The organism is Pseudomonas sp. AFG_SD02_1510_Pfu_092 (assembly GCF_003331055.1).
Lineage (GTDB): Bacteria > Pseudomonadota > Gammaproteobacteria > Pseudomonadales > Pseudomonadaceae > Aquipseudomonas.
The window spans coordinates 1-15,612 of sequence record NZ_PUQD01000068.1; the positions used below are offsets into that span (position 1 = coordinate 1).

A 15,612-nucleotide genomic window follows, 5' to 3' on the forward strand; every position below is an offset into this window, starting at 1 on the left:
GTGCTTGTGTTTATCGTTTTGGGGGGGCCCCCGGGGGTGGGTTTTTGGGGGGGGTGGCGCCCCCCCTGCGCCCCCCCCGCCCCCCCCCCCCCGCGGGCCCGGGGGGGGGGGGCTTGGCGCCGCGAAAGGGCCGCAACGCGGCCCCAACTACATCAGGTACGGTACTCGGCGTTGATCTTCACGTACTCGTGGGACAGGTCGGTCGTCCAGATGGTTTCGCTGCACTGGCCACGGCCCAGCTCGATGCGGATGGTGATTTCTTCCTGGGCCATGACCTTGGCGCCCTGGTCTTCGGTGTAGCTCGGGCTGCGCCCGCCCTTGCTGGCGATGCACACGCTGTCCAGGTACACATCGATCAGGCTCACATCCAGCTCCGGCACGCCGGCACGCCCCACCGCCGCAAGAATCCGGCCCCAGTTCGGGTCGGAAGCGAACAGCGCGGTCTTGATCAGCGGCGAGTGGGCCACGGCGTAGCCGACGTCCAGGCATTCCTGGTGGTTGCCACCGCCGTTGACCTGCACGGTCACGAACTTGGTGGCACCTTCGCCGTCACGGACGATGGCCTGGGCGACTTCCATGCACACTTCGAACACGGCCTTTTTCAGCGCTTCGAACAGCGCGCCGCTGGCTTCGGTGACTTCCGGCAGGTTGGCCTTGCCGGTGGCGATCAGCATGCAGCAGTCGTTGGTCGAGGTGTCGCCATCGATGGTGATGCGGTTGAACGACTTGTTGGCGCCGTCCAGCATCAGGTCCTTGAGCACCGCCGGCGCCACCTTGGCGTCGGTGGCGATGTAGCCGAGCATGGTCGCCATGTTCGGGCGGATCATGCCGGCGCCCTTGCTGATGCCGGTGACGGTAACGGTCACGCCATCGTGCTGGAACTGGCGGCTGGCACCCTTGGGCAGGGTATCGGTGGTCATGATGCCGGTGGCGGCTTCGGCCCAGTGGTTTTCCGACAGGTTGTCGAGCGCCGCCTGCAGCGCGCCTTCGATCTTCTCGACCGGCAGCGGTTCGCCGATCACGCCGGTGGAGAACGGCAGTACCGACTCGGCCGGTACGCCGGCCAGTTCGGCCAGCTTGGCGCAGGTACGCTCGGCGGCGGCCAGGCCTGGTGCGCCGGTGCCGGCGTTGGCGTTACCGGTGTTGGTCAGCAGGTAGCGCACGCTGCCCTGCACGCGCTGCTTGGACAGGATCACCGGTGCCGCGCAGAACGCGTTGAGGGTGAACACGCCCGCCACGCTGGAGCCTTCGGCACAGCGCATGACCACCACATCCTTGCGCCCCGGGCGCTTGATGCCGGCAGAAGCGATACCGAGTTCAAAACCCGGAACCGGGTGCAGGGTAGGCAAAGGACCAAGACCAACAGCCATTAGAGCGCTCCTAGAAAATACGGTTGATATCGAAAAGCGGGGCCGCTTCGCGCCCCATCGCGACACAAGGCCGCTCCCACATAGGACGGCGCAGCGTTGCGGCTGTGCGCTATCCCTGTGGGAGCGGCCTTGTGTCGCGACAGGGCCGCAACGCGGCCCCATTCAGGTCAGATCACTCGATCTGCCCGTGGCAATGCTTGAACTTCTTGCCGGAACCACACCAGCAAGGCTCGTTGCGGCCCAGCTTCTGGTCGTTGCGCACCGGGGCCGAGGCGACCGCCACTTCGGCGCCCTCCTCGCTCAGTTGCTCGCTTTCCAGGCCTGGTGCAGCGGCGTGCTGGAACTGCATGCGGCTGGCCAGCTCCTCGGCCTCGCGGCGCAGGCGGGCTTCCTCTTCGGCCGGGTCTTCGCGGCGCACCTGAACGTGCGACAGCACGCGGATGGTGTCGCGCTTGATCGACTCGAGCAGCTCCTGGAACAGGCTGAAGGATTCGCGCTTGTACTCCTGCTTGGGGTTCTTCTGCGCGTAACCACGCAGGTGGATACCGTGACGCAGGTGGTCCATGGTCGACAGGTGGTCTTTCCATAGGTCGTCCAGCACACGCAGCAGAATCTGCTTCTCGAAGGTACGCAGGGCCTCGATACCGGCCTGGTCTTCCTTCTCGGTGTAAGCGCTGGTGATCTCGTTCAGCAGCTTCTCACGCAGGGTTTCTTCGTAGAGGTGATCGTCCTCGTCGAGCCACTGCTGGATCGGCAGCTTCATGGCGAAATCGCTGGCCAGCGAAGCCTCCAAACCGGCCACATCCCACTGCTCGGGCAGCGACTGCGGCGGAATGTGCTGGCTGATGGTAGCGTCCAGCACTTCCTTGCGGAACTCGACGATGGTGTCGCCGATGTTCTCGGCGGCCAGCAGGCTGTTGCGCATGTGGTAGATCACCTTGCGCTGCTCGTTGGCCACGTCGTCGTATTCGAGCAATTGCTTGCGGATGTCGAAGTTGCGCCCTTCGACCTTGCGCTGGGCCTTCTCGATGGCGTTGGTGACCATGCGGTGCTCGATGGCTTCGCCCGACTGCATGCCCAGTGCCTTCATGAAGTTCTTCACCCGGTCAGAGGCGAAGATGCGCATCAGGCTGTCTTCCAGCGACAGGTAGAAGCGGCTGGAACCCGGGTCACCCTGACGGCCGGAACGGCCACGCAGCTGGTTGTCGATACGGCGCGATTCGTGGCGCTCGGAAGCGATCACGTGCAGGCCACCCGACTCGATCACCTGCTGGTGGCGCTTCTGCCAGTCGGCCTTGATCTGCGCGATCTGCTCGGCGGTGGGGTTTTCCAGGGCCGCTACTTCGGCCTCCCAGTTACCGCCCAGCAGAATGTCGGTACCACGGCCGGCCATGTTGGTGGCGATGGTCAGGGCACCTGGCGCACCGGCCTGGGCGATGATCTCGGCTTCCTTCTCGTGGTACTTGGCGTTGAGCACCTTGTGGTCGATACCTTCCTTCTTCAGAAGGTTGGACATGTGCTCGGAGGTCTCGATGGTCGCCGTACCGACCAGCACCGGGCGACCCTGGGTCATGCTTTCCTTGATGTCGGCGATGATCGCGGCGTATTTCTCGTCGGCGGTCAGGTACACCAGGTCGTTGAAGTCCTTGCGCGCCAACGGCTTGTTCGGCGGAATGACCATCACGTTGAGCCCGTAGATCGACTGGAACTCGAATGCTTCGGTGTCGGCGGTACCGGTCATGCCGGACAGCTTGGTGTACAGGCGGAAGTAGTTCTGGAAGGTGGTCGAAGCCAGGGTCTGGCTCTCGGCCTGGATGTTCAGGTTCTCTTTCGCCTCGATGGCCTGGTGCAGGCCTTCGGACAGGCGACGGCCGGGCATGGTACGGCCGGTGTGCTCGTCGATCAGCAGGACCTGGCCGTCCTGGATGATGTACTCGACGTTGCGGTGGAACAGCTTGTGTGCGCGCAGGCCGGCGTAGACATGGGTCAGCAGGCTCAGGTTGTGCGCCGAGTACAGGCTCTCGCCCTCGGCCAGCAGGCCGGACTGGGTGAGCATCTCCTCGATGTACTGGTGACCGGCTTCGTTCAGTTCGACCTGGCGGCTCTTCTCGTCGATCGTGAAGTGGCCTTCCTGGGTGACCTGGCCTTCGACTTCCTCGATGTGCTGCGTCAGGCGCGGGATCAGGCGGTTGATCTCGATGTACAGCTTGGAGCTGTCTTCGGCCTGGCCGGAGATGATCAGCGGGGTACGCGCTTCGTCGATGAGGATGGAGTCGACTTCGTCGATCACGGCGAAGTTGAGTTCACGCTGGAACTTCTCTTCCTGGCTGAACGCCATGTTGTCGCGCAGGTAGTCGAAACCGAATTCGTTGTTGGTGCCGTAGGTGATGTCGGACGCGTAGGCCGCGCGCTTTTCTTCCGGCGGCTGGAAGGCCGAGACGATGCCGACCGACAGGCCGAGGAATTCGTACAGCGGGCGCATCCAGTTGGCGTCACGGCGGGCCAGGTAGTCGTTGACCGTGACCACATGCACACCCTTGCCGGACAGTGCGTTGAGGTACACGGCCAGGGTACCGACCAAGGTCTTGCCTTCACCGGTACGCATTTCTGCGATCATGCCCTCGTGCAGGGTCATGCCGCCGATCAGCTGTACGTCGAAGTGGCGCATGCCCATGACACGCTTGCCGGCCTCACGGGCCACGGCGAAGGCTTCGGGCAGCAACTGGTCCAGTGTCTCGCCTTTGGCCAGGCGCTCCTTGAACTCTGCGGTCTTGCCCCGCAGTTGCTCGTCGGAGAGGGCCACCATCTTCTCTTCGAAGGCATTGACGATACTCACCGTCTTGAGCATGCGTTTGACTTCACGCTCGTTCTTGCTTCCAAAAAGTTTTTTTAACAAAGGCGCAAACATATCGGCAGGATCTTCCACACGTAGGGATGGAGGGCGGCCCCATGAGTCGCCCGTGCAGCCCTGAGGCCGCATGCGAACGAGCATTCTACCCGGAAACGATGGTGAGGAAAGTGGTGGATTTCCACGATGCTATTACAGCGTTTTGGCGGGGGCTGGTTTTAGATAGGGGCATTTTCCCCGAGTTCAAGGCTGGGCAACATGAAAGGTATCGAGAGTGAATCGTATCTTATGCCTGTACCGGCCCCTTCGCGGCTAAAGCCGCTCCCACAGGTACAGCACCGCCGTTGATGCATAGGTAATCCTGTGGGAGCGGCTTTAGCCGCGAAGAGGCCGGTACAGGCTACAGAGGTGTTAAACTGCCGATCTTGTAACCTCATGCACATTTCCCATGGCCTACAAACCCTCCCCCGCCCAGCCGCCTTCAGCCCTGCTGCGCCAGGTGCGCCCGCTGCGCCTGCTGCTGAACCAGGCCGAACGCCTGGAGCACTTGCAGCGCCTTCTGGAAAGCCAGCTGCAACCGGCTGCCCGCGAGCATTGCCATGTGGCGTCGTGGCGCGATGGCACCTTGTTGCTGGTGGTGACCGACGGCCACTGGGCAACCCGCCTGCGCTATCAGCAGAAGCGCCTGCTGGCGGCCCTGCAGGGCATGGAGGCATTCGGCAACCTGCGGCGCATCCTGTACAAGGTGCAGCCGCCGCTGGTGCCAGCCAAACGCGGCGGCCATGCGGCAGAGCTGTCGAACAATGCCGCCGAGAGCCTGCGCGACACCGCCGAGGGCATCAGCGACCCCAAGCTGCGCGCGGCGCTGGAACGGCTGGCCGCCCACGCCCGGGACAAGCAATAAAAAAGGCCACCCGAAGGTGGCCTCAATGAACTAGAGAGTGTTCGAACTTACACGGCCGCAACAGGGCGCATGTACGAGATCGGTGCCGTGCTGGCATCTTCGAAAGTGACCACTTCCCAGGCATCGGTTTCGGCAATCAGCTTGCGCAACAGCTGGTTGTTCAGCGCGTGGCCGGACTTGAAGCCCTTGAACTCGCCGATCAGGCTGTTGCCCAGCAGGTAGAGGTCGCCGATGGCGTCGAGGATCTTGTGCTTGACGAATTCGTCTTCATAACGAAGGCCGTCTTCGTTGAGCACGCCGTCCTCATCGACCACGATGGCGTTCTCGACACTGCCACCCAGCGCAAGGTTGTGCTTGCGCAGGTATTCGATATCACGCATGAAACCGAAGGTACGCGCGCGGCTGACTTCCTTCACGAACGAGGTGCTGGAAAAGTCGACGCTGGCGCTTTGGGTCCGGTTGCGAAGCACCGGGTGATCGAAGTCGATCTCGAAGCTCACCTTGAAACCGTCGAAAGGCAGGAAAGTGGCGCGCTTGTCGCCCTCTTCCACTGTGACCTCACGCAGGATGCGGATGAACTTCTTGGCTGCGTCCTGTTCTTCCAGGCCGGCAGACTGAATCAGGAATACAAAGGGTCCGGCGCTGCCATCCATGATCGGCACTTCCGAGGCGGAGAGCTCGACGTAGGCGTTATCGATGCCCAGGCCCGCCATGGCGGAGAGCAGGTGCTCGACCGTATCGACCTTGACGTCACCGTTGACCAGCGTCGTCGACATGGTTGTCTCGCCGACGTTGGCCGCGCGCGCCGGGATTTCGACCACAGGGTCGAGGTCGGCGCGGCGGAAGACGATGCCGGTGTCAACAGGTGCAGGCTTGAGGGTCAGGTAAACCTTCTCCCCCGAGTGCAGACCGACACCTGTGGCACGGATGGTATTCTTCAGGGTGCGTTGTTTAATCATGGCATTGGCCGCTTCAGCGCAAATTGCGAACAGGTATCAACAAAGGCTGGGGATGATAACAGACCCAACCTTTGATGAATACCAATCACCTTTATACCCCTGATAAATTCCATTAATCAGCCTGACGACGCAGGAATGCCGGGATATCGAGGTAGTCCAGGTCATCCTGAGGGTTCAGTTTAGCGGCCGCAGCAGCACCTGCATGGGCCTGGTTGCGCATGACGGTCGGGCGCTCCAGGTCACGGTAGTTGACTGCCGGCTGCTCCTGACGGACCGGCGCCGGGTTGGACGCCTCGTACGCCTGCTGGGCGGTCTGCAGGGTGTTGTCGACCACCTTCACCGGCTTCTCGATGCGCGCGCCCAGGCCAGTGGCCACTACGGTCACGTGCAGCTCGTCACGCATGTCCGGGTCGATCACGGTGCCGACCTTGACCATGGCGTGGTCGGAGGCGAAGGCTTCGATGATGCTACCGACGTCGGAGTACTCGCCCAGCGACAGGTCCGGGCCTGCGGTGATGTTCACCAGGATGCCGCGGGCGCCCTGCAGGTTGACGTCTTCCAGCAGCGGGTTGCGGATCGCCGCCTCGGTGGCTTCACGGGCACGGTTCGGGCCGCTGGCGCAGCCGGTACCCATCATGGCCATGCCCATTTCACCCATCACGGTACGCACGTCGGCGAAGTCGACGTTGATCATGCCCGGGCGCTTGATGATGTCGGAGATGCCGCGCACGGCACCGGCCAGCACATCGTCGGCCTTGGCGAAGGCGGACAGCAGGCTGGCATCCTTGCCCAGGATGGTCAGCAGCTTCTCGTTGGGGATGGTGATCAACGAGTCGACGCTTTCGGCCAGCATGCGGATGCCTTCATCGGCGATCTGCATGCGCTTGCGGCCTTCGAACGGGAACGGACGGGTCACCACGGCAACGGTGAGAATGCCCATTTCCTTGGCCACTTCGGCGATGATCGGCGCTGCACCGGTACCGGTACCGCCGCCCATGCCAGTGGTGATGAACACCATGTTGGTGCCCTGCAGCACCTCGGCGATGCGCTCACGGTCTTCCAGCGCGGCCTGACGGCCGACTTCCGGATTGGCACCGGCACCCAGGCCCTTGGTCACGCCAGTGCCCAATTGCAGGATGGTGCGCGCGCCAATGTTTTTCAGCGCCTGGGCATCGGTGTTGGCGCAGATGAATTCCACGCCTTCGATGCTGCTTTTGACCATGTGGTTGACGGCGTTGCCGCCACCACCGCCAACGCCGATCACTTTGATGACCGGGCTTTGCGGGACGTTGTCTACGAGCTCGAACATTTTCCCTCTCCTTACAGTTCTCTAGTTGTCGCGCCTACCACTACTGCTTTGAAACTTAGAAGTTGCCCTGGACCCAGCGCTTGAAGCGTTCAAGCACTGGAGCCTTCGGTTCATCGCCATAGCTGTTGTTGCTGCTGTTACCGGTCAGGGGCAGGTCTTCGGTCTGCTTCTGCAGGCCGTAGGTGAGCAAGCCCACGCCGGTGGAATAGATCGGGTTGCGCACCACGTCGCTCAGGCCCCGAACGCTGTGCGGCACGCCCAGGCGTACCGGCATGTGGAAGATTTCCTCGGCCAGTTCCACGGCGCCTTCCATCTTCGCGGTACCGCCGGTGAGGACGATGCCGGCCGGCACCAGGTCCTCGTAGCCGCTGCGGCGCAGTTCGGCCTGGATCAGGGTGAAGAGCTCGTCGTAACGTGGCTCCACCACCTCGGCCAGGGCCTGGCGCGACAGCTCGCGCGGCGGACGATCGCCCACGCTCGGCACCTTGATGGTCTCGCCGGCGCCAGCCAGTTTGGCCAGGGCGCAGGCGTAGCGGATCTTGATTTCTTCGGCGTACTGGGTGGGGGTACGCAGAGCCATGGCGATGTCGTTGGTGACCTGGTCGCCGGCAATCGGGATGACTGCGGTGTGACGGATCGCGCCCTCGGTGAAGATGGCGATGTCGGTGGTACCGCCACCGATGTCCACCAGGCACACGCCCAGCTCCTTCTCATCGTCGGTCAGCACCGAGTAGGCCGAGGCCAGCTGCTCGAGGATGATGTCGTCGATTTCCAGGCCGCAGCGGCGCACGCACTTCTCGATGTTCTGCGCTGCGTTGACCGCGCAGGTGACCACGTGGACCTTGGCCTCCAGACGTACGCCAGACATGCCCAGCGGCTCGCGCACGCCTTCCTGGTTGTCGATCACGTAGTCCTGCGGCAGGGTGTGCAGCACGCGCTGGTCGGCCGGGATGGCCACGGCCTGGGCGGCGTCGAGCACACGCTCCAGGTCGGCCAGGCTGACCTCGCGGTCGCGGATGGCGACGATGCCGTGGGAGTTCAGGCTGCGGATGTGGTTGCCGGCCACGCCGACGAACGCCGAGTGGATGCGGCAACCGGCCATCAGCTGCGCTTCTTCCACCGCACGCTGGATCGACTGCACGGTGGACTCGATGTTCACCACCACGCCTTTTTTCAGGCCGCGGGACGGATGGGTACCGATCCCGACGATTTCCAGGGTGCCGTCCTCGCCCACTTCACCTACCAGCGCCACCACCTTGGAGGTGCCGATATCCAGCCCGACGATCATTTTGCCGCTATGCGCGTTTGCCATGGTCCTGCCTCTCTCTAATTCTTCGCAACGGCGGGTTGGGCCGTCGTCGGTGCAATCGGTTCCCGCCAACCAACGGCAAGTCCGTTGGAGTAACGCAGATCAATGCGGGCGATAGTGGTGATCTGGTCTTTGAGTGTCTTGTCGTAAATGGCAATGAAACGGCGCATCTTCTCCACCAGATGGTCGCGCCCCAGCAGCAGCTCGATGCCTGGCCCGGCGCTGCTCGCGCCAGTGGTCAGGAACCAGCTGCCTCGCTCGCGCAGCTCCAGGCGAGCGATGGAAAAGCCCAGGGGGCGCAGCATCTGGCTCAATACCTGATACTGCTGCATGACTTGTTGCTGAGCACGCTGCGGCCCGGCCAGCTGCGGCAGGTGCTCGTAGTTGGCCAGCTCGCGCGGGGTGAAGGCCTGGCCCTGGTTGTTGAGCAGGGCCTCGTCACCCCAGCGTGCCACCGGCAGCTGTTCTTCCAGGCGGATCACCACCTCGTCGGGCCACACCCGACGCACTTCGGCGTGGGCGATCCAGGGCATCTGTTCGAGCTCGGCACGCATCGCCGGCAGGTCGACGCTGAAGAAGCTCGCCGCGACGTAGGGCGCGATGCGCTGCTGCACCGACTGCTGGCTGATGTAGCTGAGGTCGCCCTGCACATCGATCTTGGTGATCGGACGGTCGGCATACGGCATCAGACGGATGGCGCCTTCGTAGGCACCAAAGCCGGCCGCCACCAGCAGCACCGGCCACAGCAGGCGCTTCAGGCCACCCAGGCTGGGCCGCGGCAGGCGCGCCGATACGGGCTCGTCGGCCACCAGCCGGCTGGCACCACGCGGCACCGGCTTGCTACGGCCGGTAACGGGTTGCTGCTGACGTATCATCGCGCCTTGCATGGTTGTTAACCTCGCGTCGCCACGCTTTCGGCCAGGATCGCCAGCACCAGTTGCTGGAAGTCCAGGCCGGCCGCGCGGGCCGCCATGGGCACCAGGCTATGGTCGGTCATGCCGGGTGCGGTGTTGACTTCGAGCAGCCAGAACCGGCCCTGCTCGTCCTGCATCACGTCCAGCCGCCCCCAGCCTTCGATGCCAATGGCATCGCAGGCGCGTGCGGTCAGGTCGATCAGTTCCTGTTCCTTGACGCTGTCCAGGCCGCAGGGAATGCGGTACTGGGTATCGTTGGCGAGGTACTTGGCGTCGTAGTCGTAGAACACGTGCGGCGTTCCCAGGGCGATCGGCGGCAACACCTGGCCGCGCAACACCGCGACGGTGAACTCCGGGCCGTGGATCCACTGCTCCACCAGTACCTGGGAATCGTATCGGGCGGCATCCTGCCAGGCGGCGACCAGTTCCTGGGCGCTGTTCACCTTGGCCATGCCGATGCTGGAACCTTCGTGGGCGGGTTTGACGATCAGCGGGAAGCCCAGTTCCGTACTGGCCCGCAAACAGTCGCTTTCGCTCGCCAGCACGGCGTGGCGCGGGGTCGGAATGCCCAGGCTCTGCCACACCTGCTTGGTGCGCAGTTTGTCCATGGCCAGCGCCGAAGCGAGGATGCCGCTGCCGGTGTAAGGGATGCCCAGGCACTCGAGCAGGCCCTGCATGCTGCCGTCTTCACCCCCACGGCCGTGAAGAATGATGAAGGCGCGGTCGATCCGCTCGTTTTGCAGGCGCTCGAGCAGGTCGTCGCCCACATCGATGGCGACCACATCGACACCGGCGGTGGTCAGTGCGTCGATCACCGCGGCGCCGGACTTCAGCGACACCTCACGCTCGGCGCTCTTGCCGCCGTACAGTACCGCCACACGGCCGAAGGCCTTGGCGTCCAGGGTCGAGTGCAGCTTGTCGTAGGCGCTGGTCATTTCGACTTCTCCTGCTTGGCGCCAGCGAACAGCGGGCTTTTCATCAGTTGCGGCGCCAGGCCGCCGACATCACCGGCACCCTGGCAGATCAGAATGTCGCCAGCGCGCAGCAACGGCTTGACCAGCGGCGCCAGCTCGACGCCCCGCTCGATGTAGATCGGGTCCAGCTTGCCGCGCTGGCGGATGCTGTGGCACAGCTGGCGGCTGTCGGCGCCGGGGATCGGCTCTTCGCCGGCCGGGTAGACCTCCATCAGCAGCAGCACGTTGGCATCGCCCAGCACCTGGACGAAATCGTCGTACAGGTCGCGGGTACGGCTGTAGCGGTGCGGCTGGTAGACGATCACCAGGCGGCGGCTTGGCCAGCCACCGCGCACGGCCTTGATCACTGCCGCCACTTCGGTCGGATGGTGACCGTAGTCGTCGACCAGCATCACGCTGCCGCCTTCGACCGGCAGCTCGCCGTACACCTGGAAGCGCCGACCGACGCCCTGGAAGCCGGACAGGCCCTGGACGATGGCTTCGTCAGTGATGCCTTCGTCAGTGGCGATGGCGATAGTGGCCAAGGCGTTGAGCACGTTGTGGTTGCCAGGCATGTTCACCGACACTTCCAGCGGCTCGCGGTCGCGGCGCAGTACGGTGAAGTGGGTCTGCATGCCCATCTGGCGCACGTTGATGGCGCGGATGTCGGCCTCGTCGCTGAAGCCATAGGTCACGGTCGGGCGCTTGACCTGCGGCAGGATCTCGCGCACCACCGGGTCGTCCAGGCACATCACGGCCAGGCCGTAGAACGGCAGGTTGTGCAGGAATTCGACGAAGGTTTTCTTCAGCTTGTTGAAGTCGCCTTCGTAGGTCGCCATGTGGTCGGCGTCGATGTTGGTGACCACGGCCACCATCGGCTGCAGGTGCAGGAAGCTGGCATCGCTTTCGTCCGCTTCGGCGATCAGGTAGCGGCTGGTGCCCAGCTGGGCATTGGTGCCGGCAGCGGTCAGGCGGCCACCGATGACGAAGGTCGGGTCCAGGCCGCCGGCGGCGAACACCGAGGCCAGCAGGCTGGTGGTGGTGGTCTTGCCGTGGGTACCGGCTACGGCCACGCCATGGCGATAGCGCATCAGCTCGGCGAGCATCTCGGCACGCGGCACCACCGGAATGCGCCGCTCGAGGGCGGTGGCGACTTCCGGGTTGGCCGGGTTGATGGCGCTGGACACCACCAGCACATCGGCAGTGGCGGCGTTCTCGGCGCGGTGGCCGACGAAGATTTCGGCGCCGAACGACTCCAGGCGCTCGGTCACCGGCGAGGCCTTGAGGTCGGAGCCGGACACTTCATAGCCCAGGTTCAGCAACACTTCGGCAATGCCGCACATGCCCACGCCGCCGATACCGACGAAGTGAATGCGGCGGATACGGCCCATCTTCGGCTGGGGCATGGCTTTCTGGCTCTCAACCATGGGCCACCTCCAGGCAGATATCGACCACGGTGCTGGTTGCGGCAGGTTTGGCCAGGCGCCGCGCGGTGCCTGCCATGACGTTGAGTTTCTCGGGTTGCATCAGCACCTCGTTCAGGCGTTCAGCGAGCTGCGCTGCGCCAGTTGTCGCTTGTGGCATCAGGAAGGCAGCGCCTTCCCGGGCCAGATATTGGGCGTTGTGGGTCTGGTGGTCGTCGATCGCATGGGGCAACGGCACCAGCATCGCAGGCAGGCCTGCTGCCGCCAGCTCGCTGACGGTCAGGGCGCCGGCCCGGCACACCACGATGTCGGCCCAGCCATAGGCCTGGGCCATGTCCTCGATGAAAGGCTCAACCTGAGCCGCGACGCCCGCTTCGTGATAACGCTCGGCGGTGATCGACGCATGTTGCTTGCCGGCCTGGTGGAACACCTCTGGCCGCAGCGCGGCGGGCACTTCGGACAGGGCCTTAGGCAACAATTTGTTCAATGGTTCCGCACCCAGGCTGCCGCCGAGCACCAGCAGCCGTGCACGGCGTTCGGCGAGCGGCGCACGCTGCGCGTCCATGAACAGCTCCGGGCGCACCGGGTTACCGGTGGTGCGACGTTTGTCGCTGGCCTCGAAGGTGTTCGGGAACGCTTCGCAGACCCGCGCCGAGAGTGGCACCAGCAAGCGGTTGGCGGTGCCGGCACGGGCGTTCTGCTCGTGGATGACCAGCGGCACGCCGCACAGCCGCGCGGCGACACCGCCGGGGCCGGTCACATAGCCGCCGAAACCGAGCACACACACCGGCTTGAGCTGGCGAATGATACGCCGCGCCTGCATGACTGCCTTGGCCACGGTGAACGGCGCCTTGAGCAGGGACAGCTTGCTCTTGCCACGCAGGCCGCTGACCTGAATCAGGTGCAACGGCAGGCCAGCCTGGGGCACCAGCTCGTTTTCGATGCCGCGCGGGGTGCCCAGCCAGTGCACGCTGTAACCGCGCGCCTGGAATTCGCGAGCGCAGGCCAGCGCCGGGAACACGTGGCCCCCGGTACCGCCGGCCATGATCAGTACGTTCTTGCCGTCAGCGGCCATGATTGGTCTCCTCGGCAAAATCGCTTTCGCTGAATTCGTGTTCCTCGCTGCCCAGGTGCGTGCGGCTTTCCCACTCGATACGCAGCAACAGCCCCACGCAGGCACAGCAGATCACCAGCGAACTGCCGCCGTAGCTGAGGAACGGCAGGGTCAGGCCCTTGGTCGGCAACAGGCCGACGTTCACGCCGATGTTGATCAGGAACTGGCCGATCCAAAGGAAGGCCAGGCCGAACGCAACATAAGCGGCAAAGAACTGCTTGGCTTTTTCCGCCCACAGGCCGATGTACAGGGCGCGCACCGTCACGAACACGAACAGCGCGATAGTCAGCAGCGAGCCGACCACGCCGAGCTCTTCGGCCAGTACCGAGAACACGAAGTCGGTGTGCGCTTCAGGCAGGTAGAACTGTTTCTGCACGCTGTTGCCCAGGCCAACGCCCAGCCACTCGCCACGGCCAAAGGCAATCAGTGCCTGGGTCAGCTGGTAGCCAGAACCGAACTGGTCGGACCAAGGGTCGGTGAAGGTGATCAGACGTGCCATGCGATACGGCTGCGCCTGTACCAGCACGAACACCGCGACCACCGCCAGCACCACCATCAGGCTGAAGCGGAACAGCCCCACCCCGCCGAGGAACAGCATGGCCGCTGCCGCGCCCATCATCACCACGGTGGCGCCGAAGTCCGGCTCCATCAGCAGCAGGGCCGCCATGGGCAGCAGCACGATGAACGGCTTGAAGAAGCCCATCCAGGTTTCGCGAACCTCGGTCTGCCGACGTACCAGGTAGCCGGCCAGGTAGACCACCACGAACACCTTGGCGATTTCCGAAGGCTGCACGTTGAAGAAGCTGAAGCCGATCCAGCGCATCGAACCGTTCACTTCACGGCCGATACCAGGCACCAGCACCAGCACCAGCAGGCCGAAGGCGCCCAGCAGCATCAGGAAGCCCATGCGTTGCCAGGTGGCGATCGGTATCAGCATGGTGGCGCCACAGGCGACCAGGCCGAGGAACACGTACACCAGGTGGCGGAACATGTGGTAAAGCGGGTTGCCCGACTGCACCGCAGCCACTTCCGAGGACGCCGAGGTGATCATCACCAGGCCCAGGCCGAGCAATGCCAGGCAGCCGGCGAGCATGGCGAAGTCCAGGTCGATGCCACGGCCGCTGATCAGCGGCGACGGATAAGGCTTGAGGATGCCGAAGATCATGCAAGGCCTCCTGCTGCCTGGGCGAACAGGCGCCCGCGTTCTTCGAAGTTCTTGAACATGTCGAGGCTGGCGCAGGCTGGCGACAGCAGCACGGCGTCCCCCGCCCGGGCCAGCTCGGCGCATTGCTGCACGGCGTCGTCGAGGGAGTTCACGCGGACCAGTTGCACGCCATCGCCCAAGGCTTCGGCCAGGCGCTCGGCATCACGGCCAAGCAGCACCACGGCGCGGCAGAAGCGCGTGACCGGCTCGCGCAGCGCGGCGAAATCGGCACCCTTGCCGTCGCCACCGGCGATCAGCACCAGCTTGCCTTCGATGTCGGCACCCAGGCCTTCGATGGCAGCCAGGGCAGCACCGACGTTGGTGGCCTTGGAATCGTCATACCAGTTCACGCCGTTGCGCTCGCGCACCCACTGGCAACGGTGGGCCAGGCCGCCGAACTCGCGCAGGGCCTCGAGCATCGGTTCGAACGGCAGGCCGGCAGCATGCCCCAAGGCCAGCGCGGCCAGGGCGTTGCTCTGGTTGTGGGCGCCGCGAACCTTCAGCTCGCGTGCCGGCATCAGCGCCTGGAACTCGAACGCCAGGTATTTCTCGCCGTTCACTTCGCGCAGGCCGAAGGCCTTGAAGTCCGGCTGGTTGAGGCCGAAGGTCCAGCATGGGCGGCCTTCCACCGGCAGCGGCCGGCTCAGGGCATCCTGACGGTTGACCACCACCTGCCTGGCGCCACGGAAGATCCGGTGCTTGGCCAGGTGGTAGGCCGGCAGGCCGCTGTAGCGGTCCATGTGGTCTTCGCTGATGTTCAGCACGGTGGCCACTTCGGCGTTGAGCTGGTCGGTGGTTTCCAGCTGGAAGCTGGACAGTTCCAGCACGTACAGCTCGACGTCATCGGCCAACAGGTCCAGCGCCGGGGTGCCGAGGTTGCCCCCCACCGCCACGCGCTTGCCGGCCTTGGCGGCCATTTCGCCAACCAGGGTGGTGACGGTGCTCTTGGCGTTGGAGCCGCTGATGGCAATGATCGGCGCCTTGGCGTTACGGGCGAACAGCTCGATGTCGCCAGACAGCTTCACGCCACGCGCGGCGGCCTGCTGCAGGGCCGGCGTGGCCAGGGCCAGACCGGGGCTCACGTACAGCTCGCTGGCGCGGCACAGGAAGTCCACGTCCAGTTCCCCACAACGCACTTCCACCTGCGGGTAATCACGGCGCAGGGTGTCCAGTTCCGGCGGTTGCTCGCGGGTGTCGGCGACCGCAAAGGCAATGCCCCGGTTCGCCAGGAAGCGAACCAGGGACATGCCGCTCTTGCCGAGGCCGACAACGATGCGGAATTGGTCGGAAGCGATCAAGGACAC

12 protein-coding genes are annotated in these 15,612 nt (G+C 64.4%); 1 reads left to right on the forward strand and 11 read right to left on the reverse strand.

Going from position 1 to position 15,612, the window contains the following annotated elements; translation table 11 throughout:
• Positions 1 to 152: 152 nt before the first annotated feature.
• Positions 153 to 1,370: a bifunctional glutamate N-acetyltransferase/amino-acid acetyltransferase ArgJ gene (gene argJ, locus C6A77_RS22000; protein ID WP_114171367.1), complete on the reverse strand. Its 1,218-nt coding sequence runs from the start codon at positions 1,368 to 1,370 to the stop codon at positions 153 to 155.
• A 172-nt stretch (positions 1,371 to 1,542) separates the two neighbouring features.
• Positions 1,543 to 4,278 (reverse strand): preprotein translocase subunit SecA, encoded by a 2,736-nt coding sequence (secA, locus tag C6A77_RS22005; protein ID WP_114171368.1) that lies wholly within the window; start codon positions 4,276 to 4,278, stop codon positions 1,543 to 1,545.
• 388 nt (positions 4,279 to 4,666) lie between these two features.
• Between secA and C6A77_RS22015 the strand changes: the two genes are divergently transcribed.
• Positions 4,667 to 5,122 (forward strand): DciA family protein, encoded by a 456-nt coding sequence (locus tag C6A77_RS22015; protein ID WP_114171370.1) that lies wholly within the window; start codon positions 4,667 to 4,669, stop codon positions 5,120 to 5,122.
• A 47-nt stretch (positions 5,123 to 5,169) separates the two neighbouring features.
• On the opposite strand, the gene lpxC is transcribed toward C6A77_RS22015, so the two are convergent.
• From lpxC to murD, 9 genes are all read right to left on the reverse strand, one after another.
• Complete coding sequence (gene lpxC / locus C6A77_RS22020) at positions 5,170 to 6,081, reverse strand: UDP-3-O-acyl-N-acetylglucosamine deacetylase (protein WP_112250319.1); 912 nt, start codon at positions 6,079 to 6,081, stop codon at positions 5,170 to 5,172.
• Between the two features lie 112 nt (positions 6,082 to 6,193).
• Complete coding sequence (gene ftsZ / locus C6A77_RS22025) at positions 6,194 to 7,390, reverse strand: cell division protein FtsZ (RefSeq protein WP_003251871.1); 1,197 nt, start codon at positions 7,388 to 7,390, stop codon at positions 6,194 to 6,196.
• Between the two features lie 55 nt (positions 7,391 to 7,445).
• A complete protein-coding gene (gene ftsA, locus C6A77_RS22030) occupies positions 7,446 to 8,702 on the reverse strand; it encodes a cell division protein FtsA (protein WP_015271706.1) in 1,257 nt (418 codons plus the stop codon).
• 14 nt (positions 8,703 to 8,716) lie between these two features.
• The gene (locus tag C6A77_RS22035; protein ID WP_012274056.1) at positions 8,717 to 9,586 is read right to left on the reverse strand and encodes a cell division protein FtsQ/DivIB; all 870 of its coding nucleotides are present in this window, start codon (positions 9,584 to 9,586) and stop codon (positions 8,717 to 8,719) included.
• 5 nt (positions 9,587 to 9,591) lie between these two features.
• Complete coding sequence (locus C6A77_RS22040) at positions 9,592 to 10,548, reverse strand: D-alanine--D-alanine ligase (protein ID WP_114171371.1); 957 nt, start codon at positions 10,546 to 10,548, stop codon at positions 9,592 to 9,594.
• Positions 10,545 to 11,993, reverse strand: coding sequence for a UDP-N-acetylmuramate--L-alanine ligase (gene murC, locus C6A77_RS22045; protein ID WP_114171372.1), 1,449 nt, complete (start codon positions 11,991 to 11,993; stop codon positions 10,545 to 10,547). The genes C6A77_RS22040 and murC overlap by 4 nt, the downstream gene beginning before the upstream one ends.
• Entirely contained in the window at positions 11,986 to 13,065 is a 1,080-nt protein-coding gene (gene murG / locus C6A77_RS22050) for an undecaprenyldiphospho-muramoylpentapeptide beta-N-acetylglucosaminyltransferase (protein ID WP_114171373.1), read from the reverse strand. The genes murC and murG overlap by 8 nt, the downstream gene beginning before the upstream one ends.
• Entirely contained in the window at positions 13,055 to 14,266 is a 1,212-nt protein-coding gene (ftsW, locus tag C6A77_RS22055) for a putative lipid II flippase FtsW (RefSeq protein WP_178082395.1), read from the reverse strand. The genes murG and ftsW overlap by 11 nt, the downstream gene beginning before the upstream one ends.
• Positions 14,266 to 15,612 carry a UDP-N-acetylmuramoyl-L-alanine--D-glutamate ligase gene (gene murD / locus C6A77_RS22060; protein ID WP_114171382.1) on the reverse strand — a complete coding sequence of 449 codons (1,347 nt, stop codon included), beginning with the start codon at positions 15,610 to 15,612 and terminating at the stop codon, positions 14,266 to 14,268. Before murD ends, ftsW begins: the two co-directional genes overlap by 1 nt.